The organism is Streptomyces monomycini (genome assembly GCF_022271435.1).
Lineage (GTDB): Bacteria > Actinomycetota > Actinomycetes > Streptomycetales > Streptomycetaceae > Streptomyces > Streptomyces monomycini.
The window spans coordinates 54,366-70,529 of sequence record NZ_JAFIQY010000013.1 but is presented as its reverse complement, the minus strand read 5'-3'; the positions used below and the strand labels follow the sequence as shown (position 1 = coordinate 70,529).

The window sequence follows — 16,164 nt, the reverse complement described above, 5'->3', positions numbered from 1 at the left end:
TGCCCGGTTAACGAACCGATTCGAAGTCACGGGGAATTGAGAAAAGAGAATATGTTTAGCACTCGTGCCCGCGCCGGATTGCTCGCGGGAATCCTCATCACCACTGTCGCGGCGGGCACGCTGACAACCGCCACCGCGTACGCCGTATCTAGTACCCCGGCCGCCGTCTCCGGTGCCTACACGTTCGCCGCCAAGCTGGACATCGGCAATGGCCAGCGTGGCTGCTCGGGCGCGTTGGTGGAGCGGCAGTGGGTGATCACCGCCGCCAGTTGCTTCTCGGACAACCCGGACGACCCGCGAGTTGCCGAAGGTGCGCCGAAGTGGAAGACGACGGTGACCGTGGGCCGTACGGACCTGCCCGCCTCGGGTGGTGCGGTCTCCGAGGTCAGTGAACTGGTGCCGTACGCCGGGCGTGACCTGGTGATGGCGAAGCTGGCCAAGCCGGTCAGCGGCGTGACTCCGGTGGCGGTTGGCTCGGCCGCGCCGGCGCAGGGCGAGGAGCTGAAGGTCCTCGGCTTCGGTCGTACCAAGACCGAGTGGGTCCCCGACAAGCTGCACGCGGGCACGTTCACAGTCGGCTCGGTCCAGGCTGGGAAGCTGGGCGTGACCGGCAAGGACGCGGCGGTCTGCAAGGGCGACACCGGTGGTCCGGCGCTGCGGGAGCAAGCTGGCCGGGTCGAGCTGGTCGGCGTGAACGGCGTCTCCGCGCAGGGCGGGTGCTTGGGTACGGACGTGGCTGAGACCCGTACGGACGCTGTGTCGGCCCGGGTGGACGACGTCAGCACCTGGGTGCAGAAGGTCGCTTACGGGCCGGTCTTCGCCTCTGCGCCGTGGGGCAAGGCCACCCACATCGCCACGGGTTACTTCACCGGCGGTTCGGCCGGTGGCACCCGGCACATGGACATGATCGTGCGCTGGGCCGACGCCGAGATGACCCTCTACCAGGGCGCGGACGACAAGGACGCCAAGCACCCCTTCGTCGCCGAGTACCAGCTCGCGGCGCCCAACACCACCGCCAAGAGGAGCACCTGGGACTACGCGCGGGGGATCACCGGAGCCAGCTTCGGCAACGGCTCGGACGGCCTGGTGGTGCGCTGGAGCGACGGTGAGCTGACCCAGTACACCCACGTCGACAAGAAGGGCTTCCACGGCGAGAAGCAGCTCGCCCCGGCCAACAACAAAGTGTGGGGCCACGCCGCGCAGATTACCGCCGGCCGCTTCACGGCCAATGCGGGGCGCGACGACCTGGCGGTCGTGTGGGATGACGGTCATGTCACGCTCCACCCCGACCTGGACACCAACGGCGTCAAGCCGGCCGCGGAGAAGACGCTGGTCAAGCCCAACACCACCTGGCCGCACGCTACTCAGGTCACCTCAGGCGAGTTCACCGGCAAGAAGACTGCGGACCTGTTGGTGCGCTGGTCCGACGGTGAGGCCACCATCTACCCGGGTGTCGACGCGGCGGGCCTGCACGGTGAGACACAGATCCGGCCGATGCAGTCCGACTGGCTCAAGGCGACCGTGATCGGTGCTGGTGCCTTCGTGGCCAATGAGCGGCCCAACGACGTCATGGTGCGCTGGGCGGACGGCTCGCTGAGCATGTACCCGGGAGTCGACGCCAAGGGCTTGCACGGCGGGGTTAAGATCGTAGGCTGAGCCGCGTCAGTGATCGGGTCCGGCCGTCTTGCCCGCAGTACGGGGTGCGGGACGGCCGGGCCTTTCGCCTTTCCAGCTCCCGCCGCCTGGCGGAGGTGTCATTCGGCACGGAACCGGGTGTCGAATCGTCGTCGTCCGTCGCGTCGTTGAAGAGGGGAGGCGGGGCGGATGCGGAAGCCGGAGGCGCGGCCCGGTCCGTTCCGGTACTCGGTGGTGAGGACGGGGACCGCGGTGTCCGGGATGAGGCCGCGTTCGTGCAGGTTGCCGCTGATGCGTTTGGTCGGCCTGGTGAAACCTCGGAGTCTGCGGTCGTCGTAGGCGCGATCTCGTAGACCGCTGCGGCTTCCACATGGCTGTCCATCTCTGCCGCGCTGGGCCACCACGGCGCCGACGATCCGGAGGTCCAGCTGCGCCTGGAGCGGGCCCGGAGCCTGTTCCGTCTCAGCTACGCCGCAGCGTAGCGCGAGACGCTGCAGGGCGTCTTTCCTGGCCGCGGATGAAGCTGTGGGCAGGTCTGGTGTCGGCTGCCCTTCGACGGCGGGGCAGAAGTGGCGGTGGACTTCCAATGATGCGGTAGCTTTTCGGTCTGACTGACCGGGGGCCGCTGATACAAAGCGCCGGGAGGCGCTCGGTGGCATCGAACGCCTCCCGGCTGCCGTTTAGTTGATGGGAATGTCGTGCTTTGCGTTCCGAGCCCCCACTGGCTTGGTGGGATCGTCCCCTGTCGCAGAGGGCCAGGGTGGCCGTCTGCGCCTTCATCATGGCTGTGCTGGCGCTGACGGGCGGGCTCCTGCTCGTCGCCCTCACTGATCAGTGGCTCGCCTAGGTTCCATGGGATTGGAGACGGCGGACATCCATACAGTCTTCGGGCTGGCCTGTGCCCTGGCTATCGCGCAATGATCAGGTCCGGTTGACTCCGAGTGCCGGACGTGGCCCGGCCCATCAGGCCTTCCTGCATGCCGCTGACCGGTCCCACCGGTTGCTGAAGGATACCCGGGAACGGGTGGCGGAGGTGACGATACCGGGCAGCACCTAGCGCACAGTGCGACCGGCCGTTGGTACAGGTCGGTGCGGTCGGCGGATAACTGGGATAAGAGCTGCGTGCCGGAGTAGAAGCTGGCCGGGCCCGGGGCGGTGCGCATCCGGGGAGGCGAGGTGTCGAGCAGGAGACGGATGAGTGCCGCGGGTGTACGGGTGGTGGCGGTGGCGTGCCAGAGGCGCTCGCCGACGGGGGAGCTGTAGGTGTCGAAGACCAGGCCGTGTCCTTGGGTGCGGCGTCGTGGGTGAATGCGGCGCGCCAGGTGAGGGATTCGTGACTTGGCGACGGTTGTGTCGTCGTTCCAGGCGCGTTCCCTGTCGAGTTGAGCGTGTCGGAGGGGTGAGGTGCGACCCGCACCTTGGGGGTGTGCGGCGGGTGGATCAGACCGTAGTGCCGTGAACCGGGCCAGTGGTCGTGGATTTCGGGAATCTCAAGGTGTGGCCGCCCGCTCGTGGTCACCCAGTGGCCTGACGTGCGCACCGCTCGGGCTGTCCACCACTGCCCTCCAGGCCCGCGACGTAGGCCGAAGGCATCTCTACTGCCACCTCCACCGTTCCCAGACCATCCGCTCTCTGGCCGCGAAGGCCAGGGGGCTGGCTTCCACGCGTTCTCCGCCCTCCCGGTGTGGGCGTAGACGAGACCAGGTGATCTGGACGTAAACCGGTGGTCCGGGTTCACGGCCGGTCCCAGCGCCGCTTCTCTATCTGCCCTGGTCTGCTACAGAGTCGGCGAATGCTCCCGAATGATTTTTCTGCCCGACCGGCACGTGGACCACAAGCGGGGCGGCCAGCGCAGCTTGACCTGGACCGATTACCACGACCTGCTGACCGCCGCCTACCACCAGCTCAACGCACCGCTCGTGCTCGTACGGGACAACTTGAACGTGCACCGGGACCACCATCCAGGGGGACTTCATCGCCGCTCGGGACTGGATCACATGCTTCCAGTTGCCGCCCCACGCACCGGATCTGAACCCGGTCGAGCCGACGGACCGGTCAGTGCAACACCGCATTCAACGACCCCGACCACCTGATCCGCACCCTGCGACATCGCCTCCGCGATCTGCAGTACCGCAGCGACGTCATCGACGGATGCCTCGCCGCAACCCGACTCACCCTGACGACATCATGCCCACAACCTCAGTAACCGTGAAACGGGGCCTGCGTCGGAAGTACCTGATACACCAGCACCCGAAAGTTCTCGAATTCCCAAAACATACGCCACCGGCACACATCCACCGTGCTCAATTCTTCAACGCGCCGATCCAGCCGGGAAGGTGCGGTATGTCCCCTAGTCCCGGTGGATGTCAAGGAAGTCGGCCAGAAGCGCTTCATGGTCGTCGGCATCGGCGGCGTAGACGGGGACGGTCCGGGGCGTCGGTTGCACCTCGTTTTCCGTCTGCGTTTCGCGAGTGAGGGTCAGGGCCTGTGCGGCTGCTTGTTCGGCATCGGTGGCGGGGGCCGGGTCAGGGCGCGCGGCGGCGCCGTGCAGGCGCTCGAGTTCGGTGATGGTTTCGGTCGGATCGGTGGTGGGCTATCGGCTCGCGCGGGTGGTCGGGGAGTGGTCCGGCGCGGGGTACGGCCGGGGCGTGGGAGGCTGTGGCGGGCTGGGTGGCGCGCTGCCAGAGGGGACGCAGGGCGGTCAGGTCGGCCAGGGCGCGGCGGCTGCCGGTGGCGAGCTGGTGCGGGGTGTTGGCCGGGTCGTCGGTGAACGCCTGGATGCCCAGGGTGGTGGCGCGGGCGTGGGTGACCAGGGTGAGCCGCAGGACTTGCTCGCCCCAGTGTTCGGGCGTGCCGACCGGGGTGGCGAGCAGGTCGATCAGATCGGCAGGAGTGAAGTCGGCGTGCAGCAGGTACCGGTGCTGGGCTTCCGGCAGCACGGTGACCGCGTCGATGGGCTCGCGGCGGTACGCCAGTGTGGTCAGGCACTCGTAGAGCTGCCCGTGCAGGTGCATGGCGAAGTCGTCGGGCTGAAGCCAGCGCATCTTCCGGAGCCTGGAGGGTTACGCCGGCGCACACGAGAGCAGTGCTCCTCCCTCCTCCAGCACTTCCTCGTGCCGCGGGTGGGTGTGGGGGCTCCAGAGCAGGGAGCCGGGGCGCGAGGCGAAGAGACCCGACAGTGAGGACGGTAGCGGCCGCGTCGGGCAGGGACACATCGGTGGCGGCCGGGGCGAGATGTTCGGCGTGCTCCCACACGGTGCGGCGAGCGTGGTCAGCCCGGATCATGTGAGCGTAAGCCACTGTGGCCCGGGCCAGGAGCAGCGTTGGACGAGAGGACGCAGGGAGGAGGTGGTCAGCCCGGTGCCCTCGTCGTGTCAGGGATGTCGGGCATCAGGCCGGCCGCGGTGACGTCGTCGAGGCGGAGGGGCGGCCCATCTCAGGGTGCGCCTGCGCCTGGCCGGTCCGGAGCAGCGGTCCGGAGACGTTTCGGACGGTCGGTGGCCAAGGTCAACTGGGAGCGGAATGGGAGTCGACCATGGAAAGCGCCCGCGCGGAGCTACGGGAATCTGACGGTTTCTGCGGGTGGGTGAGCGCAGAAACCGTCAGGTTCCGGGGCCCGGAACGGCCTCCTCAGCCTGCCGATTCGCCCGCGTGCGGGCTCAGGACGCCCGCCCCCACCAGGGCGAAGAGGGCGATGCCGAGCAGGATGCGGTAGATGACGAAGGGCATGAAGCTCTTCGTGGTGATGAACTTCATGAACCACGCGATGACGGCGTAGCCGACCACGAAGGCGATGACCGTGGCCAGGATGGTCGGGCCCCAGGAGACGTGGCTTGCGGTGGCGTCGCTGCCGAAGGCGTCCTTGAGTTCGTAGACGCCGGAGGCCAGTACGGCGGGGATGGCGAGGAGGAAGGAGTAGCGGGCCGCCGCTTCGCGGGTGTAGCCCATCAGGAGGCCGCCGCTGATGGTGGCGCCGGAGCGGGAGACGCCGGGGATCAGGGCCATGGCTTGGCAGATGCCGTAGATCAGGCCGTCCTTGACGTTCAGGTCGGTGAGGGTCTTGCGCTGTTTGACGGCGCGGTGGCGGCCGCCGGACTCGTCGCGGGCGGCCAGGCGGTCCGCGATGCCCAGGACGACGCCCATGACGATGAGGGTGGTCGCGATCAGGCGCAGATCGCGGAAGGGGCCCTCGATGGCGTCCTTCAGGGTGATGCCCAGGACGCCGATCGGGATGGATCCGACGATGACCAGCCACCCCATCTGGGCGTCGTGGTCGTGGCGCAGGTCGCGGTTGACGAGGGAGCGCGCCCAGGTCGAGACGATCCGCGCGATGTCCTTGCGGAAGTAGATCAGTACGGCGGCCTCGGTACCGATCTGTGTGATCGCGGTGAAGGCGGCGCCGGGGTCGTGCCAGCCCGCGAACGCCGCGGTCAGCCGCAGGTGTGCGCTGGAGGAGATGGGCAGGAACTCGGTCAACCCTTGGACCAGGCCGAGGATGAAGGATTCAAACCAATGCATCGAAGCTACGCTATCCAGAGGGTGATCAAGCGCTTGCCCAGCAGAGACCCGGGTCAGGCGACACGAGGGCGGAAGGGACGGGAATGCGTGCGTGCGGTCGGCGGGATCGGTGACCGGTCGAGGGCAGCGTAGCGCCCGAAAGTGTCCGAGTGCTCAAAGGGCTCTTTCCGGACGCCCGCGGGTCAACGCCCCCGGAGTGACGCGCGCTTGCGCCACGCCACGAGCACCGCGGCCAGACCGGAGACCGCGATGAAGGCCGTGGAGATCAGGAAGGCGGGCGAGGTGGGCGTCGAGGCCTGCGCGCCGGCGATGACGTACGCGGCCGTGTTCGGCACGCTGCCGACCGTGGTGGCCAGCAGGAACGCGCCCCAGCCCATGCGGGAGACCGCGGCGCAGTAATTGGTGGCGCAGAACGGCAGGCCGGGGAAGAGCCGGATCGCCAGCATGGAGCGGAATCCGTGTTCGCTGAGCTGCCGGTCGGCGGCGGCCAGCCAGCGGGCGCGCAGGAAGGGCCGCAGGGCGTCCTGCCCCAGCAGCCGGCCGAGGGCGAAGGCCAGGCCCGCGCCGAGGACCGTACCGGCCAGGGCCGACAGGAAGCCGGACAGGCTGCCGAAGATGGCACCGGCCGCGAGGTTCAGGACCGGCCGGGGGACGAAGGCGGTGGTGCACACCCCGTACGCGAGGCCGAAGATCACTACGGCGCCGCCGCCGGCCCACTCGGGCGGCCAGCCGTGCGCCAGCAGCCGCTGCGGCTGCCAGACGATCATCGCGGCCGCCGCGGCGGCGAGCAGGACGAGGAGTACGGCGAGGCGGGCCCAGGGGGAGAAGAGCACACGCGTGCAGCGCGCGGCGAGGCCGTCGGGCGTTGCGGCGGGTTCGAGCATCCCGGGAGCGTAACCGACAAGCGTGGCGAGCAGGTGTATTCGTGACCGCTGCGGGGTGAAGTGGGGTGGAGGGGGGTGGGGAGGAGGAAGGGAGGGAGGAGGGAGTGGGGGAGGCGGGCGGTTTCGGGGCGCTGATAAATCGTTCGACGTGGCGTGCCCCGCGCGAGATCCTTGGCGCATGTTCCGGCAGCCGTACTTCGCGCTCACGTCCGCAGTCGCGGACGCGCCGAAGGCTGCCGTCGACTCGCTCGCGGTTCTGATCATCGCGCTCAAGGCCGAGGTCGAGGCCCAGGCCGAGACCGGCACGGTGCCGTCTCCCGGCACCGCCGCAGCAGGCACCGCCACCGCTACGGCCACCGCCGTAGCAGGTACCGCCGCATCCGCGGCCTCGGCAGGCACTGCCGCCACCGCGACCGGCGGCGCGCGAAGCTGACCCTCTCCGGATCGACCGGCGGACCCCGCAGGGGGAGGGTCGGTGGGGCTCAGGGGTTCCCACGGCGGCACGTCATGCCGACGCCGCCGTATTCACCGCAGTGCTTCGCGAGGAAGAACAGCCATGTCCAAGACGGCATACGTGCGGACCAAGCCGCACCTGAACATCGGCACCATGGGCCACGTCGACCACGGCAAGACCACCCTGACCGCCGCGATCACCAAGGTGCTCAGCGAGCGGGGCAGCGGCACCTTCGTGCCCTTCGACCGGATCGACCGGGCCCCGGAGGAGGCCGCGCGCGGCATCACCATCAACATCTCGCACGTCGAGTACGAGACGGACACCCGGCACTACGCCCACGTCGACATGCCGGGCCACGCCGACTTCATCAAGAACATGGTCACCGGCGCGGCGCAGCTCGACGGCGCGATCCTCGTCGTCTCCGCGCTCGACGGGATCATGCCGCAGACCGCCGAGCACGTCCTGCTCGCCAAGCAGGTCGGCGTCCGGTACGTCGTCGTCGCGCTGAACAAGGCGGACGCGGGCGACCCCGAGCTGACCGACCTGGTGGAGCTGGAGGTCCGTGAGCTGCTGACGGCGCACGGGTACGACGGGGAGCACGTACCCGTCGTACGGGTCTCGGGGCTGCGCGCCCTGGAGGGCGACCCGCGCTGGAGCCAGGCCATCGAGGCGCTGCTCGACGCGGTGGACACGTACGTGCCGACGCCGGAGCGGTACCTCGACGCGCCGTTCCTGCTGCCGGTGGAGAACGTCCTGACCATCACCGGTCGCGGCACCGTCGTCACCGGCGCCGTCGAGCGCGGCACGGTACGCGTCGGCGACCGGGTGGCGGTACTGGGCGCCGACACGGAGACGACCGTGACCGGCGTGGAGACCTTCGGGAAACCGATGGAGACGGCCCAGGCCGGTGACAATGTCGCGCTGCTGTTGCGCGGCCTGCACCGGGACGAGGTGCGCAGGGGGCACGTCGTCGCGGCGCCGGGCAGCGTGACGCCGAGCCGGCGCTTCACCGCCGAGGTGTACGTGCTGTCCACGGAGGAGGGCGGCCGCCGCACACCACTGTCCACGGGCTACCGCCCGCAGTTCTACATCCGTACGGCTGACGTGGTCGGCGACATCGACCTCGGCGAACGCGGCGTCGCCCGGCCCGGCGAGACGGTGACGATGACCGTCGAGCTGGGGCGCGACACCCCGCTGGAGCCCGGGCTGGGCTTCGCCGTCCGCGAGGGCGGCAGGACGGTGGCGGCGGGGACGGTCCGTACGGTCGCCGAGGCATAGCCGTAGCCGCAGCCGCCGGCCGGGCAGGGTCGTAGTCGGGGGCGGGTGTGGTGGACGGGTGCGGTAGGAGGGCCGCGTCCGTACGGCACCCGTACGGCACCCGTACCGCGCCCGTACGGCACCCACGTCGCGCCCGTATCGCACCAGTACAGCCCCCGCGCAGGCCCACCGGTGCTGCCGGGTACCGGAACGGCGCGGCTGCCACACTGCCGTACGAGACCGCTGCACCGGGGCGGCCCGGACGCAACCGGAGAGGGGACCGCGATGACGGGTACGGCGCTGGTACTGGGCGGCGGAGGCTACACCGGTATCGGATGGGAAATCGGCATGCTCGCCGGATTCGCCCAGGCCGGCGTCGATCTCGCGACGGCCGACGCGGTCATCGGGACCTCGGCCGGTTCGATCGTGGGCGCCCAGCTCACGTCAGGCCGGCTGGCCCCGGACGAGCTCTTCGCACGGCAGCTGGCCCCGGTCACGGGCGAGACCGCGGCGCGCATGGGGACGCGGGAACTGGCGCGGTTCGCCTATCTGGCGCTGCGTTCGCGCGACGCCGTGGACTTCGGCGCGCGGATGGGACGCCTCGCGCTGGGCTCCCGCGCGGCCGCGGGCCCCAGTCGCCGCGACGCCGTCGCCCGGCGCCTGATCAGCCATGATTGGCCGGCGCGTCGGCTGATGATCACCGCGGTGGACGCGGAGACCGGGCGGCGGACGGCCTTCGACGACACGAGCGGGGCGGGCCTGGTCGACGCGGTGAGCGCGAGCTGCGCCGTGCCCGGTGTGTGGCCGCCGGTGCGGATCGGCGAGAAGTGGTGGATCGACGGCGGGGTGCACTCCAGCGCCAACGCGGACCTCGCCGCAGGATACGGCCGGGTCGTCGTCCTGGCGCCGGTGGCGGCGGGTGGCGGGCCCATCGCCACCGCACGGGCGCAGGGCGCGGCCCTGGCACGGCGGGGCGCACGGGTGTGCGTACTGGTGCCCGACCGCGCGGCCCGCGCCGCCTTCGGCCGTAACGTCCTGGATCCGGCGAAACGTGCCGACGCGGCCCACGCCGGACGCCGCCAGGCAGCGGCTCATCTGAAGGAGGTCCTGTCGGTGTGGGGGGAGTGAGGAGGGAGGGGGAAGGGCCGGGTGAGGCTGGGGGCGCGAGCGGTTTCAGGCGGCCGGTTCGAGGTGGAGCGCCGCGCGTCGCCGTACCGGCACAATGGGACGGTGGACGAAGCAGCCGAGCAGATAGCGGGAACGCCGGTCGAGGGCCGGGCGGCCGAGCCGGTCACGGATCGGGACCCCGGCCCCGAGGGCCCCGACGTCGGCTCCGGCCCCACCCCCACCCCCGTCACCCGCGTCGTCGACTGTGGCACCGCCAAGCTGATGCCGGACGTGGACCGGCCGCGCGCCTGGCTGCTGACCGTGGATGGTGCTCCGCAGTCGTACGTGGACCTCGACGCGCCGACCGACCTGGAATTCGAGTACGCGCGCCGGCTCGCGGCCGTGCTGGACGCGGCCGCCGCCCCGGCCGAGCCGCTCGACGTACTGCATCTCGGCGGCGGAGCGCTGACCCTGCCGCGCTATCTCGCCGTCACCCGCCCCGGCTCCCGCCAGGACGTCGTCGAGGCCGACCGGGGACTGCTCGCGCTGGTCGCCGAAGAACTGCCGCTGCCTCCGGACCGCGGAATCACGGTGCGGGCCGAGGACGCCCGTACGGCGCTGGAGGCGGCGCCCGAGCACAGCGCGGACGTGATCGTGGCGGACGTCTTCGGGGGCTCTCGGGTGCCCGCGCACCTGGCCTCGGTCGAGTACGCGCGTGCTGCCGCCCGCGTACTGCGTCCGGACGGGATCTACGCGGCGAACCTCGCCGACAGCGCGCCCTTCGACTTCCTGCGGGCCCAGCTGGCGAACTACGCGTCCGTCTTCGACCACCTCTGCGTGATCGCGGAACCGGCCGTGCTCCGCGGCCGCCGCTTCGGCAACATCGTGCTGGCCGCGTCCCGTGTCGAGCTGCCGCTCACGCAGGTGGCCCGGCGCGTGGCCGCCGACGTGTTCCCCGCGCGGGTCGAGCACGGCGCCGCGCTACGGCGGCTGATCGGCGACGCCGCGCCCGTGCAGGACGCGCGGGCCGTACCGTCCCCTCGCCCGCCGGACGGCGCTTTCAGCATCGGTTGAAGCCGTTTCGGTGGGACCCGTTTCGGTGGACCCGCATCGGTTGGACCCGTATCGGCGGAACCCGCATCGGCCGAGTCGGCACCGGCCGAGTCGGTGTCGACTGATCCGGCATCGACTGATCCGGCGCTCACCGACCAGCCGAAGCCGGATCAGCCGAAGCCGGATCAGCCGACGCCGGATCAGCGCACGCCCCTACCGAGCAGGCGAGCCCGCCCCGCCCCCGCCGGCCGGCGCGACCGTATCGCCGACCGGGGACGCCGTATCACCGCCCGGGGCCGCCGGCCCGTCCCCCTCCGTCCCCGTCTCCGCGCTCACGGAACCGGAGAGCCCGGAAGCAGCGGCGGGGCGGCGGCGCGTCAGCCGGCGGACATCCGGTACGCACAGCACGGCCGCCGTCAGCAGCGCGATCAGCGCGGAGCAGCCCCACAGCGCGGCGGTCCGCCCGATGAGGTCCTGTACGGGCCCGGCCAGCGCGGTGGCCACCGGAGTGATCGCCAGAGAGCCGAACCAGTCGTACGACGAGACCCGGGAGAACTTCTCCTCCGGTATCTCCTGGTGCAGCGCCACCATCCACATCACGCCGAACACTTCGAGCGCGATACCGGTGCCGAACATCACCAGGAGGAGGACGGTCACCGGCACCGGCACGGCGAGCGCGGCCGAGGGGAGGGCGAGCGGGAAGACGCACAGGATGCCGGTGAGCAGGATGCGGCGCGGCTTGAGCCGCATCATGAGCAGCGCGCCGCCGACCGTGCCCGCGCCGAAGGCGGCCAGGGCCAGGCCCCACGGGCGGGACCCGCCCAGGTGTTCCTCGGCGACCATCGGCCCGTACACCGCCTCGGCCGCCACGACGACGGCGTTGACGACGGCGAACTGTCCGACGACGGCCCACAGCCAGGGCCGGGAGATCACCTCGCGCCAGCCGTCGCGGAGGTCCTTGAGGAGGCCGGCCGTGGGGGCGCGCCCGGGGATGTGGTGCACGTCGAGGAAGGCGCGCAGCGCGCCCGCGACGGCGAAGGCGGCGGCGTCGACGGCCAGCACCCAGCCGGGTCCGACGGCGGCGACCAGGGCTCCGCCGAGCGCGGCGCCGCCGATGTTCGCGCCGTTCATGCTCATACGGAAGAAGGCGAAGGCCCGGCTCGCGTGCTCGCCGGAGACGCTGGAGAGGACCATCCCCTCGGAGGCCGGCGCGAAGAACGCCTGCCCGGTGCCGCCGAGGGCGGCCAGCACCGCCATCTGCCACAGCCGCGCCTCGCCCGTCAGGACCAGGACGGCGAAGAGGCCCTGCGAGACACAGTTGAGCGCGTTCGCGGCGACCATGACGCGGTGGCGCGGCAGCCGGTCGGCGACCGCGCCGCCGATCAGCAGGAAGACGACGAGCGGGATCGTACGGGCGGTGGCCACCAGGCCGACGTCGGTGGCCGAGCCGCCCGTGCCGAGCACCGCGAACGCCGCCGCGATCAGCGAACCGGCGCTGCCGAGGTTGGCGACCACGGCGGCACTGGTCAGCAGGGTGTAGTTGCGTCCGGCCCAGGCGGGACGGCGGAAGCGGCGGCGGGTGCCGTCGCGGTCGTCCGCGCGGGGAGTCAGCACGGCCGCTCCCGGGTCCGCCACGGGACCGCGTGCCGCGCGGGATTCGGGTTCTGCTCGCCTCCGGGCGGCTGCTGACCTGGCCACATGAGCCACCACGATAAGCGCCGGGGCGGTGGGACGGAACGCCGGGCAGGGCTTCCCCCGACAAGCTACTCGTAGGTAACATGCTGCCATGTCCTCCGAGACCAAGCCGTCGATCGGCGAAATGATGGCGGCCACCGTGCCGATGGCCCGTACGCTCAACCTGGAGTTCGGCGAGACCAGCCCCGAGCGGGCCGTGGTCCGGCTGCCCGACCAGGCGGATTACCACAACCACGTCGGCGGCCCGCACGCCGGCGCGATGTTCACGCTCGCCGAGTCGGCCAGCGGCGCGATCGTGCTCGCGGCCTTCGGTGACCAGCTCTCCCGGGCCGTGCCGCTCGCCGTACGGGCCGAGATCGGCTACAAGAAGCTCGCCATGGGCCCGGTCACCGCCACCGCCGAGCTCGGTCGGCCGATCGCCGAGATCGTCGCCCAGCTGGACGCGGGGGAGCGGCCGGAGTTCCCGGTGAACGTCGCCATCACCAGGGAGGACGGCGCGGTCACCGGTGAGATGACCATCGTGTGGACGCTGCGTCCGAACGCTCCCGCCGCGTAGGACCGCCGCGCCTTCCGGCCGTGCAGGGGGTCGGAACGTTTCCGCCGCGTGAGGATCGGACCGTTTCCGGCTTCCCGCGGCGGGGCCCGCGCAATTTCCTCCGGGCCCGAGGCAACTCCATGCCTCCGAGGCGCGTCTCGTACGGAGAGTTCTCGCTGAGCGTTCGCGGCGTTCGCGCCCGCGAGCGGCACTCGTGACAGAGCACGTGTGAAACAGAGCGCGTGTGACAGAGCACTCGTACGGAGACAAGGCCCGGTCACCGGTCCGCCGGCCGAAGCGTCACCCCGGCCCGTCGCGCACGCCGCGGCGGGCCGGGGCCGTGACGCCGGTCAGCGGGGCGGCCCGAAGAGATCGAGTAGGCTTCCCGGGCGCGCCACGGCGCGCGGACACGGGGGAATCACGATCATCGACGGCGTCGTCGGACGCCGGGCGGCGGCCCACGGGGGCCCTACACCTAGTGGAGGATGCGGCGTTGCAGATGGAGTGGCTGGAGACGGTACCGGCCGTGAGCGTGTACCTCCTGGTGGGGTTGGTCATCGGCCTGGAGAGCCTCGGCATTCCGCTGCCCGGTGAGATCGTCCTGGTGAGCTCGGCGCTCCTGGCCGCGACGACGGACCACATCGATCCGCTGGTGCTGGGCGCCTGTGCGTCCGCCGGCGCGATCATCGGGGATTCCATCGGCTATCTGATCGGCCGCAAGGGCGGACAGCCGCTGGTCAACTGGGCCGGACGGAAGTTCCCGAAGCACTTCGGGCCCGACCAGGTGGCGATGGCCGAGGAGAAGTTCGACAAGTGGGGCATGTGGGCGGTCTTCTTCGGCCGCTTCATCGCCCTGCTGCGGATCTTCGCCGGCCCGCTCTCGGGTGTGCTGAAGATGCCGTACTGGAAGTTCCTCATCGCCAATGTGCTCGGCGGCATCGTCTGGGCCGGCGGCACCACCGCGCTGATCTACTACGTCGGTGTCGTCGCCGAGTCCTGGCTCAAGCGGTTCTCCTGGGTGGGCCTGGTGGCCGCGGTGCTGTTCGGCATCGGTTCGTTCGTCGTGATGAAGCGGCGCGCGGCGAAGGCGGCGGCCCGGCGCGAGGCGGCCGCCGCCCAGCCGGCCGAAGCGATGGCGGAGTGACGGGCGGACGTTCCGTCAGGTGAGGTGGAGCCCGCGGCGGGCCCCTGGACAGGGGCTGCTGCGGGCTCTGTCGTGTGCGGCAGGCGGCGTGACGGTGCCGCGGCCCGTGGTGGTGGCGCCCGTCGCGGCAACGGGCGCCAAGGCGGGAAGGGGGAGGGGAGCGGGGGCGGAGACGGGAAGGGGAACGGGAGCGGGGAAGGCCGCCGGGTCCGGTGCGGCCAGTGTGGTGGCGAGCAGGACCTGGCTGTGGGCCGGCCCGGGCCCGTACCAGGCGTCCTGATACGTGTGCTCGGCCGCCCGGCGCAGGCAGGCGGCGGCGGTACGGGTGTCGGAGCGGCGGAGCGCGAGGATGCCACGGACGTGTGCGACGCGGGCCAGCGTGTCCGGGTCGGCGTGCCGGGCAGCTGCCCGGCCGGCCCGGTCCAGCAGCGACTCGGCGGTGCGGTGCGCGTGGTCCTGCGCGGCGAGCCAGCCCGCCAGCCACAGGGCCCGGGCCCGTACGGCGGTGTCGTCCCGGGATTGCCGCAGCAGCCGGGCCAAGTGGGTACGCCCCTCGCCCCGGCCGCCGCAGACGGCCCACCGGAACCACAGGGAGACGGCGATGTCCAGCGCGGTGAGGGCGTCCTCCGCGTCCTGCGGGGGCAGGGTCAGCGCCGCGCGCAGATGGTGCCGCTCGGTCTCGGCCAGATGGACGGCCACCCGGCGGTCGGAGCCTTGCCAGGCGATCTGCGCCTCGGCGGCGAGCGCCGCGCAGGCCGTCCGGAAGGCGCGCAGCGTCGCGGTCTCCTCACCGGCCGCCCGGAGATGCGCGCGGCCCATGGCACGGGCGGCGGCGGGCAGGCGGTAGCGGGGCGGCTGTGGTGGCCGGGCCGGGGGCGATGGCTCGGGCGGGTGTGGCGGCCGGGGCGGGGTGGTGTCCGGTGCCGGCCGTACCAGGGCGAGTACGGAAGCCCTGAGCAGGCGGCCGAGCGCGGCCTCGACCTCGTAGGCAGAAACGTCACTGCGACCGGCTACGCACCCCGCCAGCCAACCGTCGAAGTCCCCGGGGAGGACGGCCAGCCGTGCCCACACCAGACGGTCCGCGGGGGAGCAGGAACCAAGCGCGGCGGCCGGGGCGCGGACCGCCATGCCGTACGGCGCGGAGGGCGCGGCCAAGGGCCCGCCGTCCCGCGCCACGGGAAGCGGCCCACCACCCCACGTCACGGGCACCGGCCGCACAGCGAGGACACGCTCCGCACCGAGCCCCAACGGCTGTCGCGCGGTGGCCACGATCCGCAGCCCGGCCGATGCGACCACCCCACCGCCGGCCCCCGCCCCAGCGCGCAGCAACTGCCGCACCAGCCACGCACACGCGCCGGCCAGCGGATCGCAGTCGTCCAGCAGGACGGTCAGGCCGCGCCGGGCGCAGTGGGCGGCCAGGGTCTGCGGCGGTGCGTCGTACGGCAGGCCCGCCGCCCGGCTGAGGGCGGCGGCGATATCCGAAGCGTCCACGCCCTCCCGGCACCCGACCCGCACGAAGCCGCCACCGGGACGGCCGTCACCCCACGCGCCCTCTCCCAGAACGGCGCGGGCGAGTGTGCTCTTGCCCACGTTCGCGGGGCCGGTCACGGTCACCAGCGGTGTACGGGCGAGCAGGCCGCGCAGTGCCCTGCGCTCCGCCGTGCGCCCCGAGCTCCCGGGCGGCGGCGGATTTCCGGCTCCCGTGCTCATCGATCACCCCGTCCGTGGCACCGCCTCATGCCGCACCGTCGCCCGTCGCCAGTCGGAAAAACACGATGCCCAGAGCCGGTGCGCGAATCAACCACAACCCGGCATACCGATCGAGGGAACCGGAACCCGCCTGTTCGACATCCATACCCCTGGAGACGCACGACGGTGTGCG

12 protein-coding genes and 1 pseudogene are annotated in these 16,164 nt (G+C 71.6%); 8 read left to right on the top strand and 5 right to left on the bottom strand.

The window, feature by feature from the left end; translation table 11 throughout:
• The first annotated feature begins 51 nt into the window (after window positions 1-51).
• Window positions 52-1,656, top strand: coding sequence for a S1 family peptidase (locus JXZ78_RS17320; protein ID WP_238783184.1), 1,605 nt, complete (start codon window positions 52-54; stop codon window positions 1,654-1,656).
• Between the two features lie 1,690 nt (window positions 1,657-3,346).
• Window positions 3,347-3,841 (top strand): annotated as a pseudogene (locus JXZ78_RS17315) (transposase); the annotation flags it as partial.
• Between the two features lie 319 nt (window positions 3,842-4,160).
• Here JXZ78_RS17315 and JXZ78_RS17310 read toward each other — a convergent pair.
• The 3 genes from JXZ78_RS17310 to JXZ78_RS17300 all read right to left on the bottom strand — a co-directional run bounded on the left by JXZ78_RS17310 (window position 4,161) and on the right by JXZ78_RS17300 (window position 7,037).
• On the bottom strand, window positions 4,161-4,679 hold the full coding sequence (locus JXZ78_RS17310) for a DnaB-like helicase N-terminal domain-containing protein (protein ID WP_050502466.1): 519 nt from the start codon (window positions 4,677-4,679) through the stop codon (window positions 4,161-4,163).
• A gap of 586 nt (window positions 4,680-5,265) precedes the next feature.
• Entirely contained in the window at window positions 5,266-6,153 is an 888-nt protein-coding gene (locus JXZ78_RS17305) for an undecaprenyl-diphosphate phosphatase (protein ID WP_030020119.1), read from the bottom strand.
• Between the two features lie 182 nt (window positions 6,154-6,335).
• A complete protein-coding gene (locus tag JXZ78_RS17300; RefSeq protein WP_030020118.1) occupies window positions 6,336-7,037 on the bottom strand; it encodes a TVP38/TMEM64 family protein in 702 nt (233 codons plus the stop codon).
• Between the two features lie 178 nt (window positions 7,038-7,215).
• On the opposite strand from JXZ78_RS17300, the gene JXZ78_RS17295 reads away from it, so the two are divergent.
• From JXZ78_RS17295 to JXZ78_RS17280, 4 genes are all read left to right on the top strand, one after another.
• Window positions 7,216-7,470: a hypothetical protein gene (locus JXZ78_RS17295; protein ID WP_030020117.1), complete on the top strand. Its 255-nt coding sequence runs from the start codon at window positions 7,216-7,218 to the stop codon at window positions 7,468-7,470.
• A gap of 123 nt (window positions 7,471-7,593) precedes the next feature.
• Window positions 7,594-8,769, top strand: a complete 1,176-nt coding sequence (gene tuf / locus JXZ78_RS17290; RefSeq protein ID WP_030020116.1) for an elongation factor Tu — start codon at window positions 7,594-7,596, stop codon at window positions 8,767-8,769.
• Between the two features lie 264 nt (window positions 8,770-9,033).
• On the top strand, window positions 9,034-9,876 hold the full coding sequence (locus JXZ78_RS17285; protein ID WP_030020115.1) for a patatin-like phospholipase family protein: 843 nt from the start codon (window positions 9,034-9,036) through the stop codon (window positions 9,874-9,876).
• 261 nt (window positions 9,877-10,137) lie between these two features.
• A complete protein-coding gene (locus JXZ78_RS17280) occupies window positions 10,138-10,929 on the top strand; it encodes a spermidine synthase (protein ID WP_050502471.1) in 792 nt (263 codons plus the stop codon).
• Window positions 10,930-11,121: 192 nt separating this feature from the next.
• Here JXZ78_RS17280 and JXZ78_RS17275 read toward each other — a convergent pair whose 3' ends face one another.
• Complete coding sequence (locus JXZ78_RS17275; protein WP_050502465.1) at window positions 11,122-12,522, bottom strand: MFS transporter; 1,401 nt, start codon at window positions 12,520-12,522, stop codon at window positions 11,122-11,124.
• A gap of 172 nt (window positions 12,523-12,694) precedes the next feature.
• Between JXZ78_RS17275 and JXZ78_RS17270 the strand changes: the two genes are divergently transcribed.
• Window positions 12,695-13,159, top strand: coding sequence for a DUF4442 domain-containing protein (locus JXZ78_RS17270; RefSeq protein WP_030020112.1), 465 nt, complete (start codon window positions 12,695-12,697; stop codon window positions 13,157-13,159).
• Between the two features lie 478 nt (window positions 13,160-13,637).
• Entirely contained in the window at window positions 13,638-14,282 is a 645-nt protein-coding gene (locus JXZ78_RS17265) for a DedA family protein (protein ID WP_030020111.1), read from the top strand.
• Window positions 14,283-14,297: 15 nt separating this feature from the next.
• Here JXZ78_RS17265 and JXZ78_RS17260 read toward each other — a convergent pair whose 3' ends face one another.
• Window positions 14,298-15,992, bottom strand: coding sequence for an ATP-binding protein (locus JXZ78_RS17260; RefSeq protein ID WP_050502464.1), 1,695 nt, complete (start codon window positions 15,990-15,992; stop codon window positions 14,298-14,300).
• Between the last annotated feature and the right edge of the window lie 172 nt (window positions 15,993-16,164).

Bases quoted from the DNA above. Each gene is read 5' to 3' on its own strand.
- JXZ78_RS17280 (WP_050502471.1), top strand. From the start codon at position 10,138: ATGCCGGACGTGGACCGGCCGCGCGCCTGGCTGCTGACCGTGGATGGT.
- JXZ78_RS17260 (WP_050502464.1), bottom strand. From the start codon at position 15,992: ATGAGCACGGGAGCCGGAAATCCGCCGCCGCCCGGGAGCTCGGGGCGC.
- JXZ78_RS17320 (WP_238783184.1), top strand. From the start codon at position 52: ATGTTTAGCACTCGTGCCCGCGCCGGATTGCTCGCGGGAATCCTCATC.
- JXZ78_RS17270 (WP_030020112.1), top strand. From the start codon at position 12,695: ATGTCCTCCGAGACCAAGCCGTCGATCGGCGAAATGATGGCGGCCACC.
- JXZ78_RS17295 (WP_030020117.1), top strand. From the start codon at position 7,216: ATGTTCCGGCAGCCGTACTTCGCGCTCACGTCCGCAGTCGCGGACGCG.
- JXZ78_RS17310 (WP_050502466.1), bottom strand. From the start codon at position 4,679: ATGCGCTGGCTTCAGCCCGACGACTTCGCCATGCACCTGCACGGGCAG.
- JXZ78_RS17285 (WP_030020115.1), top strand. From the start codon at position 9,034: ATGACGGGTACGGCGCTGGTACTGGGCGGCGGAGGCTACACCGGTATC.
- JXZ78_RS17300 (WP_030020118.1), bottom strand. From the start codon at position 7,037: ATGCTCGAACCCGCCGCAACGCCCGACGGCCTCGCCGCGCGCTGCACG.
- JXZ78_RS17265 (WP_030020111.1), top strand. From the start codon at position 13,638: ATGGAGTGGCTGGAGACGGTACCGGCCGTGAGCGTGTACCTCCTGGTG.
- tuf (WP_030020116.1), top strand. From the start codon at position 7,594: ATGTCCAAGACGGCATACGTGCGGACCAAGCCGCACCTGAACATCGGC.
- JXZ78_RS17305 (WP_030020119.1), bottom strand. From the start codon at position 6,153: ATGCATTGGTTTGAATCCTTCATCCTCGGCCTGGTCCAAGGGTTGACC.